This is a genomic window from Streptomyces sp. NPDC006739, from assembly GCF_042869815.1.
Taxonomy (GTDB): domain Bacteria; phylum Actinomycetota; class Actinomycetes; order Streptomycetales; family Streptomycetaceae; genus Streptomyces.
Window position 1 is genome coordinate 309,529 of sequence record NZ_JBIAGM010000001.1, and the last position, 16,941, is coordinate 326,469.

The following is a 16,941-nucleotide window of genomic DNA, read 5'->3' on the forward strand; positions in this document are numbered from 1 at the left end:
GGGTATTCACGACAGGGCCTACGCCCCTCCGCCGGTGCGCTTGCGGTCCATCGCCGCCTGGTCCTTCTGCGCCTTGGTGACCAGGCGCTGCTCCTCCGGCGGGTAGGAGTCGAACAGCTTGCCCAGGGCTCCCATACGGCCCTGGAAGTCGTTGCCCCACTTGTCGGCGTCGGCGCCGACCCACGTCTCGCAGCCGATCAGGTTGTTGACGGCCGTGATGGCGGCGCGGATGTTCGAGACGGACGCCTCGATCTTGTTCATGTCCTGGCGGCAGAGAGTGCCCAGCTTGTCTTCGTCAGGTATGCCCATGGGTGTTCCCCGTTACTTGATGCCGATGTGGATGCTGTCTTCTCTATGCGACGCGGATCTGCAGAACGAAGTCCGCCAACCCGCCGAGGATGAGACTGCCGGACCGGTATGTCATCGCTTCGGGAAGCCCGCAGGGCAGATGAAGTGCGTCCACCGGGCGAGTGATCGAGCAGGGCTTGCCCGACGCGGCGCCTGCCTTCTCGTGGGCGATCAATTCCGCCTTGCCGGAGTGAAGGTGCACGACGGCCCCGTTGCCGCCCGACCGGTCGTACACGAGGACGAAGACTCCGTCACTGCCGTCACCCGTCAGCCACCGGACCCGATAGGCGGCGAGCACGCCCGGCAAACCGCTGATCTTCGCCGGCAGAAGCGGCTTGCCGAGCCGTCCGTCCGGGCGAACCGTCACCACGTCGCCGAGTGTTCCGTCGACACCGGTGCCCTCGCTCTCCGGTGACAGGTAGGCGGTTCCCGTAGCGTCCACGGCGTTGTTCTGGGCCAGCAGCAAGGGCAGCCCGTCCGACGATTTCGCGGTGACCTGGTAGAGGCGCCTCACCGTCCCGTCCCTCAGCGTCCACAGGGCGTCCCCGTCGGCGATCAGGATGCTGCCGTCGGGGCGGATTCCGAACGGGCCGGCGTTCGCGGTGAACCGGACAGTGGTCGCGGGCGCCGACGCCGGAAGAGGGTGGCCCGCGGTTCGGTGCTGCCCCGACGCTCCGGCCAGCACCGTCTCGTTGCCCTGGGGGCCGATCTTCTTCACTTGGCCGTTGCTGCCGTAGACCACGGAGTCGTCGGCCGGCGCGACGACGCCCCCGGCCGAGGTCCAGCCGCCTCCGTCGAGCCGTATCGACACGGTGCGATCACGCTTGAGCTGGACCAGCTTCTGGCCGAGAGCGTAAGTACTGCCGTCAGGGCCGGTGGCCATGCCCCGCGACGCCCCGTGGAAACCGTAGAAGGCCACGTCCTTGGTCGCGGCGTCGCGCCCCCCGTCCGAGAAGTCCAGCAGCTGCGCCGCCTGCCCCTTGCCAGGGGCGACCCATTGGTTCCCGTGGTCCCCGCTGTCGCTGGTGCAGGCCGCGGCGGTTCCCACGAGCAGGACCGCGGCCAGGGCGGCCGGCAATGCACGCAAGCTCATGCGTATGACACTTTCGCTCGTTGTTCGTGTACGGGAGAACGGAGACCTAGTTGGAGTTGAACCGCTCGGAGCCCAGACTGTAGGCGCTTCCCATCGAGGTCTTGAACACGTTCTCGAGGGCGGGGTCCTTCTGCGTGACCCCGGTCCACCACCCCTCGAAGTCCTGCTGGTCCTGCTTGCCGCTGAAGGCGATGACGCCGCTGGCCCACTCCGGATGGCCGGGCGGTGCCTTGACCTGGCCGGAGGCGACGAGTCCCTGCATGATCGAGACCCGCATCTGGGAGTAGTCGTCGTAGACCGTGGTCTGGGCGTTGGTGTCCACCGTCGCCGCGTTGTCGGTGGAGAACGCGGCGCTGGCGATCGGCAGGCCGCCCCAGATGGCGGCCTTCGTGTAGTCCATCCCGGTCTTGACCGCCTCGAACGGAATGGACCCGGGTGTGGGGACGCTCGCGATGAAGCCACCGACCGCGTTGAGCCACATGATGTCCTGAACGTGTTGGGCGTCCGTTCGGGCGGCCTTGTCATAGCCCACCTTCTGGCCCGCTACAGACACCTCGCCCCGGAGTTCGGCCAGGTTGGCCAGGTAGGCCTTCGCCTGTTCACTGTCGATGCCGCGGGCGGTGGTCAGGGCGACCTGCGCGTTGACGGCGTTGACGACGTTGTTGCCCTCGTTCGGGTTCTGCATGATCTCCGCGAAGTAGTTCTTCATGGTGTCGCGGCTGACGTGGATCATCCACGTGCCGTCGCCCTGTGGCTGGATGGGGTAGGCGCCGTCCCCGTTCTTGCCGTCGGTGGAGTACGCGAAGTCGGTCGTGTAGTTGGCGAACACCTGGGCGAGTGAATGGGTCAGGTCGGTCGGCAGGGAGGGGTATTCCTGCTTGTCGAGGTCGTTCCTGCTCTGTTCCGCCGCGTACTCGGCCGCGCCGGCGGTGACGATGTTCGCCGCCGCCTCGGCGGACTGCTGCGCATGACCCATCCGGTCGGAGGTTGCCGCCGTGATGACGGCCGCAGGCCACTTGGAGTCATCGAAGGACTGGGGCCCAGGGGTGGCCCACTTGTAACTGACCAGGTCCTTCGCGTGGTCGGCGCCGTCCGGCCCGGTGAGCACCAGGCGCGAGGCGTCGGCGTTCTCGCTGAGGCGTTGCATGAGGGCGAGCGAGGGGTCGTTGGCGTCGATGGCGGCGATCTTCGCGTCGACGCCGTTGCTGCCCTTGCTGTAGTCGACGCTGAGGCCGAGCGACTTGTACCAGTAGTCGTCCTTGCCCTCGACGTAGCCGCCGTAGCCGCCCGACGAGAAGTCCGGGGCGACGTAGTCCGGGCGCATGGGGTTCTTCTGGCGCCAGTCCAGCATCGCGCCGCCCACCGCCGACAGCACATGGGGGTCCCACTTGTCGCCGCCCGGGCCGTACTTGAAGAGCATGCCGACGGACCACATGTCGCCGCCGTCCGGCTTCGTCAGCTTGTCCAGGTAGTTCGGCGGGAGGGTGATCTTGCCGTCCTGGGCGAGGCTGGTCGCGGCCTGCACGCCCTGGCCGAACTGGGCGAGGATCGCCTCGGAGTCCTTGGAGAGCACCACGCCGTCGTGGGTGCCGTCCTGTTGGTGCAGGATGCGCGCGACGCGGGCGGCCTGGTCCATGCCGCCGTTCGCCATGAACGCCTGGAGGTAGGCCGGGTCGTCCTGGTGGTCGGCGAGCGACTGGGCCACCTCGGCCATGGTCTGCCGCGACGAGGGGTCCTTCGGGTTGTCCATCGCCTGCTTGAGGTCCAGCGCCTCCTGCTGCGCCTCGTAGCTGGTGTTGATCTTCGACACGTCCCAGGGGATGGTGATCCAGTCCTTGTGGGGGTCGTTGGGATCGACGAACCGCGGGCCGTGCAGCAGGTTCAGCGCCTCGTCGGCCCGCTTGGCCATGTCCCGCGCGTCGTCCTGGACCTGCGTGACCTGTCGCGAGAGCTGGGACTGGTCGATCGTCCCGCCCCACTCGTCGAACAGCTTGCGAATGGTCGGCGCCTCGCGCGCCAGCGTGTCCGCCAGGTCCCTGAGCTTGTTGGCCAGCAGACGTACCCGATGGGGGTCGACCCCCGCGAATTCAGACATGCCGTTTCTCCCCCGTGCCGTGGCTCAGCAGAGGTTATCGCCTGCGCATAGGGGGATGTCTTGCACAGGTCAAGTGGGCGCCAAGAGTGTGTGGGGATTCGGTGACATGTCCCCCAAAGGGGAGACCGCGGGTGATCTCGTGGCCGGTTCCCGACCGAGTCGCTACCGTAGGGCCGTGACCGCACTGCCCGACTGGATGCGCCCGCCGCGCGCGGAAGGCTGGTTCGCGGAGGACCTGGACCGCCTCCCCGAGGCGCCCCGCCACACCGAGCTGATCGACGGAGCGCTCGTCTTCATGCTGTCACCGCAGCGGTCCTGGCATGGCCGCGTCGTTACTGCCCTGACCACCGCGATGACGGCTCAGGCCCCGGAAGGCCTCGCGGTCGAGCGGGAGATGACGATCCGCCTCGACGACCGCAACCGCCCCGAGCCGGATCTCCTGTTGACGACCCTTCCCTACGATCCGGACCGTACGTGCTACCCGCCCGACAGCGTCCGTCTCGTCATCGAGGTCGTCTCCCCCGAGTCCGCCCACCGCGACCGCACGGTCAAGCTCCGCAAGTACGCCGAGGTGGGCATCCCGCACTACTGGTGCGTCGAGGACGAGGCCGGCGCCCCCGTCGTCCATGTCTACGAGCTGGACGAGCCGACCCGCGCCTACGCGCCCGCCGGCATCTTCCGGGGCTCGCTGCACCGGCCCGTGCCCTTCGAGATCGATCTCGCCCTGGACAGGCTCACCCCGCCCCGCAGCGGCTGACCCGAAGGTCAGCGGGCGGACGCGCCGGCTCCTGGTCGCCGAGGCCGGTAGGCGGTGGCCAGCACGGAGACGGTGACCTCACCGGGCGGGAAGCCGTCATCGTCCAGGTCCGCCCGGCTCACGTGACGGGCGCTCGGCGTCATCGCCACCAGGTCCAGGGCGGCCGGCCCGGTCAGGGTCACGGGGTACTCCACCTGTTCGGTGACGGCTGCCTCGAAGAAGGGGTCGAGCGCCCGGTGCAGGCGCTGTTCCTTGGCCGGGTCGACCGTGACCATCGCGGGCAGCCGGCCGCGCAGCTCGGCCAGGTGCCGTCCGGTGGGACGGATGACGACCAGCCGGCCGGCCGGACGCAGCACACGGTGGAACTCGGCCGGGTTGCGCGGGGCGAAGATGTCCAGCACGACATCGGCCACCCCGTCGGCCAGCGGCAGGGGACGGAAGACGTCCCAGGCCACCGCCGCGGCCCGGTCGTGCGCACGGGCCGCCGAACGCAGCGCGCGCACCGATGTGTCCAGACCCAGACCCCGGGCGCCGGGCAGCTCGTCGAGTACGCCGGCCAGGTAGTAGCCGGTTCCGCACCCCACGTCCACCACCGTGGCCCGCTCGGACACGGCGTCGGCCGCCAGACGGGCCCCGGTGTCGCGGACGGGCGCGTAGGTGCCGGTGGACAGGAACCGGTCGCGGGCCCGGACCATGGGCGCGTCGTCGCCGCTGGTGGCGCGGGGGCCCGTCAGCAGGCCGGCGTAGCCGTGGCGGGCGATGTCGAAGGTGTGGCCCTTCGGGCAGCGCAGTGCGCCGCCGCCGGGGTGCAGGCGGCGCGTGCGGCATGTGGGGCAGCACAGCAGGTCGAGGGAGGATTCGAGGGCAGGGGGAAGCGACACGGGCACGGGGCACTCCTGGCACGGGTGAGGGGAAGGGACCGTGCCTGCGCGCCGGAAAGGTGGTTCACGCGGCAGGCACGCCGAGGAGGGCGACGCCGTCCGGCATCGCCCTCAACTCCTCCCAGTCACAGGAAGCAGCAGTGCGGAGTGCTCATGAATGCCACGTCATGAGTCTACGGAGCCCCGCGTAGCCCGACTCGTATGCGGCGAAGGCGTTCGGGAAGCGGCTTGGCGGGAGGGGCTCTTGCCGCCGCTGGTCGGCGGGGGTTCGGCGGCGGGGGTGCGGGTCGCCCGAGCGGGAGTCAGACCGGCTGGGTGTGCGGGAGGGTCAGGGCGTCCTCCCGTACCGCGGCCCGGATCGGGCACACCGCGGACAGCCGTGACACGCGCCGCCCCTCGCCGAGCACACCGCCGTCCGGACCGATCAGGAGGGCCGAGCGGGACAGGACCCGCGAGACGAGCCGGGCCCCCCGCAGCGAGGGGTCCTCGGCCAGGGCGGCGGCCAGCGAGGCCATGGCCGCCCGGGTACGGCGGACCAGACACGGCTCAGCGTGGACGGCCCACACGGGCAGCCGCGCGGCCGCGGTCACGAGCGCGTCGAACGACGGCAACCCGCAGTCCGTCACCACCAGCACGGCCCGCCACGACTTCCCCTCCCGGGCGCGCAGGAGGGCTGGCAACCGGTGCTGTGGGGCGATCAGGGCGAGGACGTCACCGGTGCCCCCACCGGTTCGCACGGCGAGCCCCGTCGCCCGTGCCTGCGCGGCGAGCAGCCCGGCCAGTCCGGTGCTGCCGGGGTCGTCGTCGCAGGCCACCGTCAGCGCCGTCGCGGCGAGGGCGAGCGCGGCGTCGGCCAGGGTGCGGGCGAGGTGGGCTTCGTCGGGTGCCCAGCTCAGCGCGGGCGCGCGGCCGGGGAGAAGCGGCAGCAGACAGGGCAGTCCGGCCTGCCGGTAGACGTCCAGGGCGCCGTCGGCGACCGTCGGGTCGGCGTGGCCGACGACCGCCGTGAAGCCGCCGGCCGCCACGGTGTGCGCGACACCGGGTGTCTCGTGGAAGACCTGCCAGTCGGCCGTTCCCGGGGCGCCGCCACGGATCCGGTCCACCTCGGCGAGGAGGACGGTGCCCGCGGCCGTTCGCGGCCCGGTGAGCGGGGCGACGACGGCGACGGCCGGTACGGGCACGGTGATCAGCCCCAGATGAGGGAGTCGGAGCCGGCGGCGACGGCCGTGGTGCCCGTCGGCGTACCCGCGACGGCTGCGCCGCCCGCGAGCAGGGCGGCGAGGGCCACGGCGGAGGCGGCACGCCGGAGCCGGCGCCGGACGGACGCGGAGGACATGACGGACGCAGCGGGCATGACGGATGCGGAGGACATGACGGACGCGGACGACAGGGCGGACGCGGCGGACAGGAGGGACGCGGACGACAGGGCAGACGCGGCTGACGGAGCGGGCATGGCGGACCTCCGGGATGGGGGTGGGCTGGGTGTGGGCTGGGTGTGTGGTGCGCGAGTACGCGGTGCGCCGTCAGCATGTGCCGGGACGGTCACCCACCGCCATGTCTCCGCTGGTTCCGGGACCGGCCATGGCCAGGCCCGGACGGCTCGCCCGGCTCCCGCCGCGTCCGTATGCCGGACCTTGTCTGGCCAGCTGAGCAGGGACGTTCCTAAGATCCACTGGGTGCCTGGCCGGGGGGCGGTCGCGCCGGGGGACGACATGGAGGGGCCCGATGGATGTGAAGGAGCGTGCGCAGGAGCTGTACCGCATCGCGCTGGAGGATGCGAACTGGCACCCCGAGAGCGTGATCGGCGAGCGTGGCTGGAGCGACGCGGAGTTCGCGGACGCCATTCAACTCCTCAACAGGCTGAGGCTGTTCGTATCGGCCCCGGACAGCGGAAACGGGTGGACGGCGCTGTCGCCCGACACCGCGCTGCGCAACCTCCTCGTGGAGGAGGAGCAGCACACGGCCGGGCTGCTCAGCTCCGTTCAGCGCACGCGTTCCGCACTGACGCGGATCCTCACGGACTTCCAGCCGGTGCACGCACGGGAGTTGCTCCCGGTGCGGATGGAGGTGGTGACCGGTGCCGCGAACGTCTCGGCGGTGCTGGAGGACGTGTCCCGCCGTGTCGAGGAGGAGGTGCTGTCGCTGCACCCCGGACGCGCGCTGCCCGCCCAGATGGTCGAGTCGGGCCTGGATCGGGACCTCGGGGTGATCGGGCGCGGGGTGCGCATGCGCACGATCCACCTGGGCTCCGCGGCGGCCGTGCCGCACATGGCGTCCTACCTGCGGCGGCTGAGCGCGGCCGGGGCGCAGGTGCGCACCGCGCACACGCTGCCGCTGCGGCTGATCGTCGTGGACAGCTCGACCGCGCTGGTGCCGGCGCCGCCGTCGGCCATCGGTGAGATCACGGCGGTGATCCTGCGGGGAGAGACGCTGGTCGGAGTGTTCCGGGAGATCTTCGAGCACTGCTGGGCGGCGGCGAGCGTGCTGACCGACGCGGCGGCCGGGACGGACGGCGCATGGCGCCCCGAGGGACGCCACCTGGAACTGCTGCGGATGCTCGCGGGCGGACTCACCGACGAGGCGATGGCCCGCAAGCTCGGCGTCTCCGAACGCACGATCCGCCGCCTCGTCTCCGAGCTCACCGAACGCCTCGGTGCCGCCAGCCGCTTCCAGGCCGGAGCCTGTGCCGTCCGGCTCGGCTGGCTGGACGCCTGATCTCACCTGGCGGCGTCAGGGCCTGTCCGGCCGGGGGGATACGTACCCCATCACCCCCGCCCACCCGCGTTGATGAGGCGCCGTCACTGTCCGGCGACCTGATCCGCCGGACGGATCCCGGCCCCCGCGGCCTCGGCTCCCGCCCCCGCGGCCGCCGTCTCCGTGGCGTTCGCGGGTCCCCGTTCCCGGTCCGCCACCGACCGCCCCCACGCCGTGCCGGCGAGCACCAGGACCGCGCCGAGCAGGCCCAGCCAGCCGGGCCGGTCGCCGCCGACGGCGATACCGACCGCCGCGGCCCACACCGGCTCCGTGCCGAGCAGCAGGCTCACCCGGGACGGGGAGGTACGGCGCACCGCCCACATCTGCACGAAGAACGCGAACAGAGTGCAGAACGCGGACAGGTAGAGCAGCCCGAGCCAGTCCCCGGCGCCGAAGCCGGCCGCGGCCGCCCAGGGCGAGGCACCGGTGCCCGGCAGCGCCACCAGGGCGGCGAACACGACGACCGCCCCGCCCAGTTGGACGGTGGTCAGCGACAGCGCGTCCGCTCCGCGTACCGACTCCATGCGGGACATGGCGAGGACGTGCACGGTACGGGCGACGGCGGCCCCCAGCATCAGCAGGTCGCCGACGGTCGGGGCGCTGAAACCGGCGCCCTGGGTGAGCAGCGCCACGCCGAGCACCGACAGCCCGGCGGCCGCCATGAAGGCGCCCGGCAGCCGGGTGCCGCGCACCCGGCTCTCGGCCAGCGGTGTGAAGACCATGGTGAGGCTGATGATCAGCCCGGCGTTGGTCGCCGAGGTGTGCACCACGCCGTACGTCTCCAGCAGGAAGATCCCGGCGAGGATCAGTCCCAGCAGTCCGGCCCCGCGCAGTTGCACGGCGCTCAGGCCGCGCAGCCGCCGCCAGCCGGCGGCGACCAGCACCGGCAGCACCACGGCGAACCGCAGCACCAGCACGGCCGGCACGGTCCGTTCCGTGGTGACACCCTTGGCGGCCAGATAGCTGGAGCCCCACACCACCGCGACCAGCAGGACGGGAAGATCGGTCAGCCGGCTGCTGCGGGCCGCGGTGACGGTCATGGGCACTCCTCTGCGGAACTGGGGACGACGGTGCTGCGAAGACGGTGCTGCGAAGGGGACGGGAGCCTGGCGCGCGCGGCGGTCGGCACTCAGCGTGCTGTGTACGCGATCACCAGGACGTCACGGTGTGCGGGCAGCGCGGGGTCCACCGGATGCACCGGGGTCACCGAGTGCAGCGTGCGGCGGTCGTCGCCCAGCAGCAGGTCACCGGGCTCGGACAGCGTAGTCGTCAGCAGGTGGGCGCCCGAGTCGGCGTACACCCCGCTCTCGCCGCCGCCGACGTTGGTACGGCCGATCAGCAGCGAGGTGATGAAGGTGACCCCGTCGCGGTGCCGGCCCTCGGGAGCGGGCTGACCCACCTGTCCGTCGGCGGCGCTGATCCGGTACGGGTGCAGCTTGACGTTCCAGCGCCGGGTGCCGTCCGTGTCCGGGCCGAGGACGGAGCCGAAGATCCGGCCGAGCGTGACGAGCACCGAGCGCAGCAGCGGGTCGCCCACGAACGACACCGTCAGCGGGTCGAAGATCCGCTCGACGCCGCCGTTGAGCGGATTGACGTCGGTCTCCTGCCGGTACGGCTCGTGCGGCAGCAGCGTCAGCTCCCCGGCGGCCGGATCCAGGTCGAACTGGCCGTAGCGGCGGAAGCGGTAGGTGCCGCCGTCGGCCATGTAGGTGTCCAGGGTCAGCTCGTCCCAGTGCGCGGCGAACCGCGCCCAGTCGGTGGCGTCGACACCGAGCAGCGAGGACAGCTCGGCCGACGGCATCAGATGCCCGCCGGGCCCGGACAGGGCGGCGACGGCGTCGAGGGCGGCGGGGTGGGCGAGAGCGGTGGTCATGGGTGCGACTCCGTACGTCGTGGAAGTGGGGGTGGTCAGGCGGTCGCGGGAAGCAGCGCGGGGACGGCGGGAGCGTCGAACGGCGCCGACTCGGCGGCGATCGCCAGGTCCTCCCACTCCTCCCGGTCCCGCAGGTACAGCGGCCGGTCGGCGGTGATGGACCGGGTGTCGGCACCGCCCGTGCGCAGCCGCCAGGTGACGCTGCCGCTGGTCCGGAACGCGCAGGCGTCGACGAACGACTGGGCGGCCAGCCGCAGCTCGCCGAACCACCGGCCCTCCAGCGCCTCCCGGACCCACAGCTGCTCCAGGTGCCGCTTCTCCCGGACGAGTTCGGCATCGAGGCAGGCGCTCTCGATGTGCCGGTAGGTGCTCAGCAGCAGCCAGGCGGCCGGCATCTCGCGGATCTCCAGGACCTTCTCGCCGTGGTCCAGGTGCTCCAGGCCCGAGTAGCGGCCCAGCCCGTAGGCGCCCACGCGCCGGTTGAGCTGCTCGATCAGTTCGGTGAGCGGCAGCCGGGCGCCGTCCAGTGCGACCGGGCGGCCGTTCTCGACGGTGACGGTGAGCAGTTCGGTGGCGCCCGGCGCGGCGGTGGGCCGGCTCCACGCGTACATCTCCTCGGGCACGTTGTGGTGTTCGGGATCGTCGAGGATGCCCGACTCGAACTCGCGGCACCACAGGTTGGAGTCGCCGCTCACGATCCGTCCGGCCAGCAGGTCGACCCCGGCGGCGCGCAGGGCGGTCAGCTTGTCCTCACGGGTGACGGGGTCGAGGTCGTACGGGCTGCCGTACGCGCCCTCGTACCCGAGCAGCGCCAGCGCTCCGTTGAGCCGGCGCAGGGTGTTCTGCGAACGGTTGGCGGTGTGCAGGACGGCCTGCGCGCCCAGCGAGCGGGCCAGCCGCACCGCGGTCTCCGCGATGAGCGGACGGCTGAGCGTGGAGCTGACCGGGTGGATGCCGAGGTACACGGCCTGCGCGGCGATGGCCGGTGCGACGAAGCGGTCGGCGAACTCCGCACGCCGGTCGAACAGGTGGAGCCGTGCGCCGAGCGCCTCGGCCACCTGGCGTTTGTAGGGGCCGGACTCGTCCTCGCCGATGTCCACGCTCACGGCGTGCACCTCGCGCAATCCCATCCGGCGCAGGCGCAGCAGCAGGTAGGAGCTGTCCAGCCCGCCGCTGAACAGGGTCACGACCGGTCGGTCGGGGTCCAGGTCCGCGAGCTGGCCGAAGGAACGGACGAGCGGGGACGTTGCGGTGTTCGCAGCCTCTGTTGTGGTCACGGGGAGCAGACTTCTGCCCGGCGGCGCCCGGCACAACGCTTTCCCGACGGCCGCGCCCGGCCATGACCGGACCCGGACGCCACCCGCGACGGCAGGCTCCGGAGGATGGACACCGACAAGCCCCGACGCGTGATCTCGGCTCGTCAGGGCGATGAGGGGCCGCCCAGGGGCAGTCCGGCCCCGGCTGCGATCCGACGACGGCCCGCGGTCGCGTCGAGGGAGCCGGCGCCCTGCCGACTCCCCGCGGACAGCAAAGGCCGCCCAACCCGCTCCACCGCAGGTCACGGCCTTTCGTCAGACGGATCAGACGTTGAAGCGGAACTCCACCACAAGGCTCTGACCTGCAGGTATGCGGGCGCATCCCAGCACCGTCCCAGCACGGGATTCACTGCAAAGTACAAGAAGATCCAGAAGCGCCAAGACTACGCATCAGCGCCCGCCCCGGATACAGGCCGCACAGCGCTCCAGACGCTGTAATAGTTTCTGTACTAGACTTGTGGCCATGAAGTCATCCCGCCCCGGTGGCACGGAGAACATCTCCGTGTCGATGCCCTCCGAACTCCTCGGTGCCCTGCGCACCCGTACCGGTAAGCGCGGCGTGTCCGCATACGTGACGGCGGCAGTCCGGCATCAGCTCGCCATGGACGGCCTCGCCGAGATCGTGGCTGCCTACGAAGCCGAGCACGAGCCGCTGAGCGATGCCGAGGTCCAGGCCGCGCAGAGCGAACTGTTTGGTGACGCACCGGCGCCCTACGCGTCGAACGACAGCGCCGCGTGAAGGAGCCCGCGGCCAGGTCCCTGGTGCTCGACTCCCAGGCGCTGTCGCTACTGCTGCGCAACGACCGCCAGATGATCACCCGGATCGAGGCCGCCCGGCGCGTAGGCGTGCCCGTCCTCGTATCGGCCCTGACTGTGGTGGAGGCCGTCTACGGGAAGACAGATACCGCCCGGCTGCGCTGGGTGCTCTCCCGCCTTCAGGTCCAGGACGTCACCCAGGCGGACAGCCTCACCGCGGTGCAGTTGCTGAGCGACGCCGGTGGCTTGCACGGTCACAAGTACGCCATCGACGCACTCGTCGCCGCGATGGTGCTCCGCTCGCCAGCGCCCGTCCTGGTGCTGACCTCGGACCGCGACGACTGGTCGAAACTGTGCGGCGACGGAGTACAGATCAAGGATGTCTGACCTCGGCGTTCACTCAGCTTGAATTCACCTGCTGATTGTGACTGGATCACGACATCTGGACGACGACCTTGCCCTTGGCGTGACCCTGTTCCAGGTGGGCAAAGGCGTCGGCGATCAGCTCGAATACGAGCGCTGTCTCACCGACCCCGCGGCTGAGCCCAACGAAACCCGTGGGGTCATTTTGAAGGGCCCGGGAGGGTCAAGGTTGAGTGAGCGGTTCCACGGTCGGCTGCGCGAGGCATAGCGGATGAGTGGTGCCGGCGTACACGAGTTGCGCGACGGTGCAGTCCTCTGGCGAGGGGGACCTTGGACCGTCTCCTCAGCGCGAGTAGTCCGCGAGGGTGAGTAGCAGGTGTGCCGACTCAGCGCGCACGTGATCGGAATGGGCACCTGCCGGATTGAGGTGGCGCCCGCGAACATACACGTCGGAGGCGTCGATGTTGACGAAACGATGGTCGAGCGCGGAGTGCGGATACCGCTCGTCGAGTGGCAGCAGGGGGGTGGTGAACATGGGCGCTGGGGCCGGACCAATTCCGGAGTGTCCGATGCCAGGTTGCTGCTCGGCCCGCAGGTGCCAGAACCCCGTCGCCCGGTCGTGACGGGAGTAAGTGGCGACGACAGGGCCCCTCAGCGGAGCGCCGTCATGCGCCTCGCTCGGCAGGATGTTCGGAAAGAGCGAGAGGAACGCGTCCCGGCTTGCGGCCATCTGGAATAGCAGCATGCTGTCGGCGGTGAACGGGCGGGATGCCAGCAGTCGCCGTCCCACGGTTCGGCCACTCACCTGAGCAGAACCCAGCACCGGCGCCGCATCCACGTCCCAGCACAATCCCAGCACGGTACGGATGACCAGGGATGACGACAGGTGACGAGGGGTCAGCCATCCCAGCACCATCCCAGCACGGGAAAAAACCAAGGGCCCGACCCCGAAGAGTCGGCCCCCTTCTGACCTGCATGTTTGCCAGATCAGTGGCGTGGTGATATGTCACCCGCTACACATTGAAGCGGAACTCCACCACATCCCCGTCCTGCATCACGTACTCCTTGCCCTCCATCCGCGCCTTCCCCTTCGCGCGGGCCTCTGCCACCGAGCCGGTCTCGACCAGGTCGCCGAAGGAGATGACCTCGGCCTTGATGAAGCCCTTCTGGAAGTCGGTGTGGATCACGCCGGCCGCCTCGGGGGCCGTGGCGCCCTTCTTGATGGTCCAGGCGCGGGACTCCTTGGGGCCGGCCGTGAGGTAGGTCTGCAGGCCGAGGGTGTTGAAGCCGACGCGGGCGAGGGTGGCCAGGCCCGGCTCCTCGGCGCCGACCGACTCCAGCAGCTCCAGGGCGTCCTCCTCGTCCAGCTCGGCGAGGTCCGCCTCCAGCTTGGCGTTGAGGAAGATCGCCTCGGCGGGGGCGACCAGGGCGCGCTGCTCGTTCTTGAAGTCGTCGTCGACCAGTTCGTCCTCGTCGACGTTGAAGACGTACAGGAAGGGCTTGGTCGTCAGGAGGTGCAGGTCGTGGAGGAGCTCCGCGCGCTCGCCGCCCTGGACGACGCCCTGCGAGAAGAGGGTGTCGCCCTTCTCCAGGATCTCCTTGGCCGCCTCGACCGCCGCCACCTTCGGGGCCACGTCCTTCTTGATCCGCGACTCCTTCTGGAGGCGCGGCAGGACCTTCTCGATGGTCTGCAGGTCGGCGAGGATCAGCTCGGTGTTGATCGTCTCGATGTCGTCCTTGGGTGAGACCTTGCCGTCGACGTGGACGACGTTCTCGTCCTTGAAGGCGCGGATGACCTGGCAGATCGCGTCGGACTCGCGGATGTTCGCGAGGAACTTGTTGCCCAGGCCCTCGCCCTCGGAGGCGCCGCGCACGATGCCCGCGATGTCGACGAAGTCGACGGTCGCCGGCAGGACGCGCTGGGAGGAGAAGATTTCGGCCAGTTTCGTCAGGCGCGCGTCCGGGACGCCCACCACGCCCACGTTCGGCTCGATCGTCGCGAACGGGTAGTTGGCCGCGAGCACGTCGTTCTTGGTCAGGGCGTTGAACAGGGTCGACTTGCCGACATTCGGCAGACCGACGATTCCGATCGTGAGCGACACGTTGCGACTTCCCGTACGTGAGAGGGCCAGAGGCTGCCAGGGGGTGAGGGGGCCAGGGTGCTGGCCGATCCACCAGTCTACGGCGTCCCCGGCGGCGGATCGGCGGGCGCTTCGAACCCATGGCCAAGCTGCGGCCATCGGCGTGTCTGACGGGCCGTTCGACACATAAGCCGACCTAAGTTGGTCCAGTGGAGCAACACAGGACGCCAGGCCGGCCCGAGGGACAGCGACGCGGTACGCCTCCCGCGCCGTTGCCGCCGCAGGCCAGACGCCGCCCGGTGGGCCAGCGGGGGCCCGGCCCGGCGCGGGCGGCCGGTGAGGCGGCTCCCGTGCGGCGGCTGCCCAACCCCCGGCTCACCGGGCTGGGCGGGGGGCTGTTCTGCGGTGCGGTGATGTTCCTGCTCGGCTGTCTCGACCAGCTGCTGTTCGGCGCGTCACCGGCGGTGTACGGCCTGTTGTTCCTGCCGGTGTGCGCGCTGACCGCGCTGTGGGTGCGCGGCGACGACCTGCTGACCGCGCCCGTGGTCGTGCCGATCGCCTTCGCGGCCGGCCTGTTGCCGATCACCGACGGCGCCGGCGGCCTCGCGGGCCGGCTGATGTCCCTGGTCACCTACCTGGCCACGCAGGCCGGCTGGCTGTACGGCGGCACGCTGATCGCCGGTGGGCTCGTGCTCGTACGACGGGTGGCGGCGGTACGGCAACGCCGGCGCCGCCCCTGAGGCGCCCGGCCCCGATCCGCCGCCCCCACCGGGCAGCGCCTACGTGTTCTTCGCGGCCTGCATCGCCGCCCCCACGATCCCCGCGTTGTTCTGCAGCTGGGCCGGCACGATGTCGGCCTGGATGCCGGTGATCAGGTCGAGGAACTTGGCGGCCTTGCGGCTGACGCCACCGCCGATGATGAACAGTTCGGGGGAGAACAGCATCTCCACATGGGCCAGGTACTTCCGCACCCGGTGCGCCCACTGCTCCCAGGTCAGGTCGTGGTCCTCCTTGGCCTTGCTGGAGGCCCGCTTCTCCGCGTCGTGGCCGCCCAGCTCCAGGTGGCCCAGCTCGGTGTTGGGCAGGAGTTCGCCGCCGGTGAAGACCGCGCTGCCGATGCCGGTGCCGAAGGTGAGCAGCACGACCGTGCCCCGCCGGCCCTGACCGGCGCCGAACTGCATCTCGGCGACGCCCGCCGCGTCCGCGTCGTTCACCACCGTCACCGGGAGCCCGCCCAGCCGCCCGCTGAACAGCGCCCGCGCGTCCGTGTCGATCCAGCTCTTGTCGACGTTCGCCGCCGTACGCACCGTCGCCCCGCCGGTGACCACGCCGGGGAAGGTGAGGCCGACCGGGCCGGTCCAGCCGAAGTGGTCGACGACCTGCTTCACCCCGTCGGCCACGCCCTCGGGCGTCGCCGGGTGCGGGGTGAGCACCTTGTGGCGCTCCTGGGCGAGGTCGCCCCTGGCCAGGTCCACAGGGGCGCCCTTGATCCCGGATCCGCCGATGTCCACGCCGAAGATCTGCATGGCCCTACGTTACGTCGTACGACTGACCGTCACGCGCCCCGGCCGGGCGGGTGTCATGGGCACCGCCGGGCCCCGCCGTCACGCCTCGGGGGTGCCGGAGCCGCCGCGCTCGGCGACCAGTGCCGCCGCCTCCTCGCGCAGGTCGCGGCGGAGTTCCTTGGGCAGCGAGAAGGTGATCGACTCCTCGGCCGCCTTGACGATCTCCACATCCTCGTAGCCGCGCTCGGCGAGCCACTGGAGGACCTGTTCGACCAGGACCTCCGGGACGGACGCGCCGGAGGTGACGCCGACCGTGGTCACGCCCTCCAGCCAGGCCTCGTCGATCTCGTCGGCGAAGTCCACGAGGTGGGCCGCGCGGGCGCCGGCCAGCTTGGCGACCTCGACGAGCCGCTTGGAGTTGGAGGAGTTGCGCGAGCCGACCACGACGACCAGCTCCGCCTCCGCGCCCATCTGCTTCACCGCGAGCTGGCGGTTCTGCGTGGCGTAGCAGATGTCGTCGCTGGGCGGCGAGATCAGCTGCGGGAACTTCTCCTGCAGCGCGTCGACGGTCTCCATGGTCTCGTCGACGGAGAGCGTGGTCTGGGACAGCCAGACGACCTTGGAGGGGTCGCGGACCTCGACCTTGGCGACGTCCTCGGGGCCGTCGACGAGCTGGATGTGGTCGGGGGCCTCGCCGGAGGTGCCGATGACCTCCTCGTGGCCCTCGTGCCCGATCAGCAGGATGTCGTAGTCCTCGTTCGCGAACCGGACGGCTTCCTTGTGGACCTTGGTGACGAGCGGGCAGGTCGCGTCGATGGTGGCCAGGCGGCCGCGCTCGGCCTCCTGGTGCACGACGGGGGCCACGCCGTGCGCGGAGAACATCACGATGTTCCCGGGCGGGACCTCCTCGGTCCGCTCGACGAAGACGGCGCCCTTCTTCTCCAGGGTCTGCACGACGTACTTGTTGTGGACGATCTCGTGCCGGACGTAGACGGGAGCCCCGTACTGCTCCAGGGCTTTCTCGACGGCGATCACGGCGCGGTCCACACCCGCGCAGTAGCCACGGGGGGCGGCGAGCAGGACACGGCGGCCAGGCGAAGCGGTCATGGCACCCATCGT

The 16,941-nt window shown here is 70.8% G+C and carries 18 protein-coding genes; 5 read left to right on the forward strand and 13 right to left on the reverse strand.

All coding sequences use genetic code 11. From position 1 onward, the window contains the following. Positions 1 to 18: 18 nt before the first annotated feature. From ACFYMM_RS01420 to ACFYMM_RS01430, 3 genes are read right to left on the reverse strand one after another with little or no spacing between them, the layout of a single operon-like run. Positions 19 to 309: a hypothetical protein gene (locus tag ACFYMM_RS01420; RefSeq protein ID WP_388382636.1), complete on the reverse strand. Its 291-nt coding sequence runs from the start codon at positions 307 to 309 to the stop codon at positions 19 to 21. A gap of 43 nt (positions 310 to 352) precedes the next feature. Continuing rightward, complete coding sequence (locus ACFYMM_RS01425) at positions 353 to 1,441, reverse strand: hypothetical protein (RefSeq protein WP_388382637.1); 1,089 nt, start codon at positions 1,439 to 1,441, stop codon at positions 353 to 355. A gap of 46 nt (positions 1,442 to 1,487) precedes the next feature. Then, complete coding sequence (locus tag ACFYMM_RS01430; RefSeq protein WP_388382639.1) at positions 1,488 to 3,536, reverse strand: hypothetical protein; 2,049 nt, start codon at positions 3,534 to 3,536, stop codon at positions 1,488 to 1,490. A gap of 175 nt (positions 3,537 to 3,711) precedes the next feature. On the opposite strand from ACFYMM_RS01430, the gene ACFYMM_RS01435 reads away from it, so the two are divergent. After that, the gene (locus tag ACFYMM_RS01435) at positions 3,712 to 4,293 is read left to right on the forward strand and encodes a Uma2 family endonuclease (protein ID WP_388382641.1); all 582 of its coding nucleotides are present in this window, start codon (positions 3,712 to 3,714) and stop codon (positions 4,291 to 4,293) included. A gap of 8 nt (positions 4,294 to 4,301) precedes the next feature. Here ACFYMM_RS01435 and ACFYMM_RS01440 read toward each other — a convergent pair whose 3' ends face one another. The 3 genes from ACFYMM_RS01440 to ACFYMM_RS01450 form a co-directional block, all read right to left on the reverse strand. Then, positions 4,302 to 5,180 carry a methyltransferase domain-containing protein gene (locus tag ACFYMM_RS01440; protein WP_388382643.1) on the reverse strand — a complete coding sequence of 293 codons (879 nt, stop codon included), beginning with the start codon at positions 5,178 to 5,180 and terminating at the stop codon, positions 4,302 to 4,304. Positions 5,181 to 5,476: 296 nt separating this feature from the next. Next, positions 5,477 to 6,355 (reverse strand): hypothetical protein, encoded by an 879-nt coding sequence (locus ACFYMM_RS01445; RefSeq protein WP_388382645.1) that lies wholly within the window; start codon positions 6,353 to 6,355, stop codon positions 5,477 to 5,479. A gap of 5 nt (positions 6,356 to 6,360) precedes the next feature. Next, positions 6,361 to 6,627 carry a hypothetical protein gene (locus ACFYMM_RS01450; protein ID WP_388382647.1) on the reverse strand — a complete coding sequence of 89 codons (267 nt, stop codon included), beginning with the start codon at positions 6,625 to 6,627 and terminating at the stop codon, positions 6,361 to 6,363. A gap of 272 nt (positions 6,628 to 6,899) precedes the next feature. Here ACFYMM_RS01450 and ACFYMM_RS01455 point away from each other — a divergent pair, with 272 nt between their 5' ends. Next, on the forward strand, positions 6,900 to 7,889 hold the full coding sequence (locus tag ACFYMM_RS01455; RefSeq protein WP_388382648.1) for a LuxR C-terminal-related transcriptional regulator: 990 nt from the start codon (positions 6,900 to 6,902) through the stop codon (positions 7,887 to 7,889). Between the two features lie 83 nt (positions 7,890 to 7,972). Here the strand turns inward: ACFYMM_RS01455 and ACFYMM_RS01460 are convergent, their stop codons facing one another. The 3 genes from ACFYMM_RS01460 to ACFYMM_RS01470 form a co-directional block, all read right to left on the reverse strand. Further along, complete coding sequence (locus ACFYMM_RS01460) at positions 7,973 to 8,968, reverse strand: DMT family transporter (RefSeq protein WP_388382650.1); 996 nt, start codon at positions 8,966 to 8,968, stop codon at positions 7,973 to 7,975. Positions 8,969 to 9,057: 89 nt separating this feature from the next. Further along, a complete protein-coding gene (locus tag ACFYMM_RS01465) occupies positions 9,058 to 9,801 on the reverse strand; it encodes a 2OG-Fe dioxygenase family protein (RefSeq protein WP_388382652.1) in 744 nt (247 codons plus the stop codon). 35 nt (positions 9,802 to 9,836) lie between these two features. Continuing rightward, positions 9,837 to 11,078: an argininosuccinate synthase-related protein gene (locus tag ACFYMM_RS01470; RefSeq protein ID WP_388382654.1), complete on the reverse strand. Its 1,242-nt coding sequence runs from the start codon at positions 11,076 to 11,078 to the stop codon at positions 9,837 to 9,839. A 502-nt stretch (positions 11,079 to 11,580) separates the two neighbouring features. Between ACFYMM_RS01470 and ACFYMM_RS01475 the strand changes: the two genes are divergently transcribed. Beyond that, positions 11,581 to 11,856 carry a hypothetical protein gene (locus ACFYMM_RS01475; protein WP_388382656.1) on the forward strand — a complete coding sequence of 92 codons (276 nt, stop codon included), beginning with the start codon at positions 11,581 to 11,583 and terminating at the stop codon, positions 11,854 to 11,856. Beyond that, positions 11,853 to 12,260, forward strand: a complete 408-nt coding sequence (locus ACFYMM_RS01480; protein WP_388382658.1) for a DNA-binding protein — start codon at positions 11,853 to 11,855, stop codon at positions 12,258 to 12,260. Before ACFYMM_RS01475 ends, ACFYMM_RS01480 begins: the two co-directional genes overlap by 4 nt. Positions 12,261 to 12,579: 319 nt before the next feature. On the opposite strand, the gene ACFYMM_RS01485 is transcribed toward ACFYMM_RS01480, so the two are convergent. Continuing rightward, positions 12,580 to 13,152, reverse strand: coding sequence for a hypothetical protein (locus ACFYMM_RS01485; RefSeq protein WP_388382660.1), 573 nt, complete (start codon positions 13,150 to 13,152; stop codon positions 12,580 to 12,582). Positions 13,153 to 13,249: 97 nt separating this feature from the next. Continuing rightward, complete coding sequence (gene ychF, locus ACFYMM_RS01490; RefSeq protein WP_388382662.1) at positions 13,250 to 14,338, reverse strand: redox-regulated ATPase YchF; 1,089 nt, start codon at positions 14,336 to 14,338, stop codon at positions 13,250 to 13,252. A 188-nt stretch (positions 14,339 to 14,526) separates the two neighbouring features. Between ychF and ACFYMM_RS01495 the strand changes: the two genes are divergently transcribed. Beyond that, positions 14,527 to 15,057: a DUF6542 domain-containing protein gene (locus ACFYMM_RS01495; protein WP_388382664.1), complete on the forward strand. Its 531-nt coding sequence runs from the start codon at positions 14,527 to 14,529 to the stop codon at positions 15,055 to 15,057. A gap of 39 nt (positions 15,058 to 15,096) precedes the next feature. Here ACFYMM_RS01495 and ppgK read toward each other — a convergent pair whose 3' ends face one another. Beyond that, on the reverse strand, positions 15,097 to 15,843 hold the full coding sequence (gene ppgK, locus ACFYMM_RS01500; protein WP_388382667.1) for a polyphosphate--glucose phosphotransferase: 747 nt from the start codon (positions 15,841 to 15,843) through the stop codon (positions 15,097 to 15,099). A 78-nt stretch (positions 15,844 to 15,921) separates the two neighbouring features. Further along, positions 15,922 to 16,938: a 4-hydroxy-3-methylbut-2-enyl diphosphate reductase gene (locus tag ACFYMM_RS01505; protein ID WP_388382669.1), complete on the reverse strand. Its 1,017-nt coding sequence runs from the start codon at positions 16,936 to 16,938 to the stop codon at positions 15,922 to 15,924. Between the last annotated feature and the right edge of the window lie 3 nt (positions 16,939 to 16,941).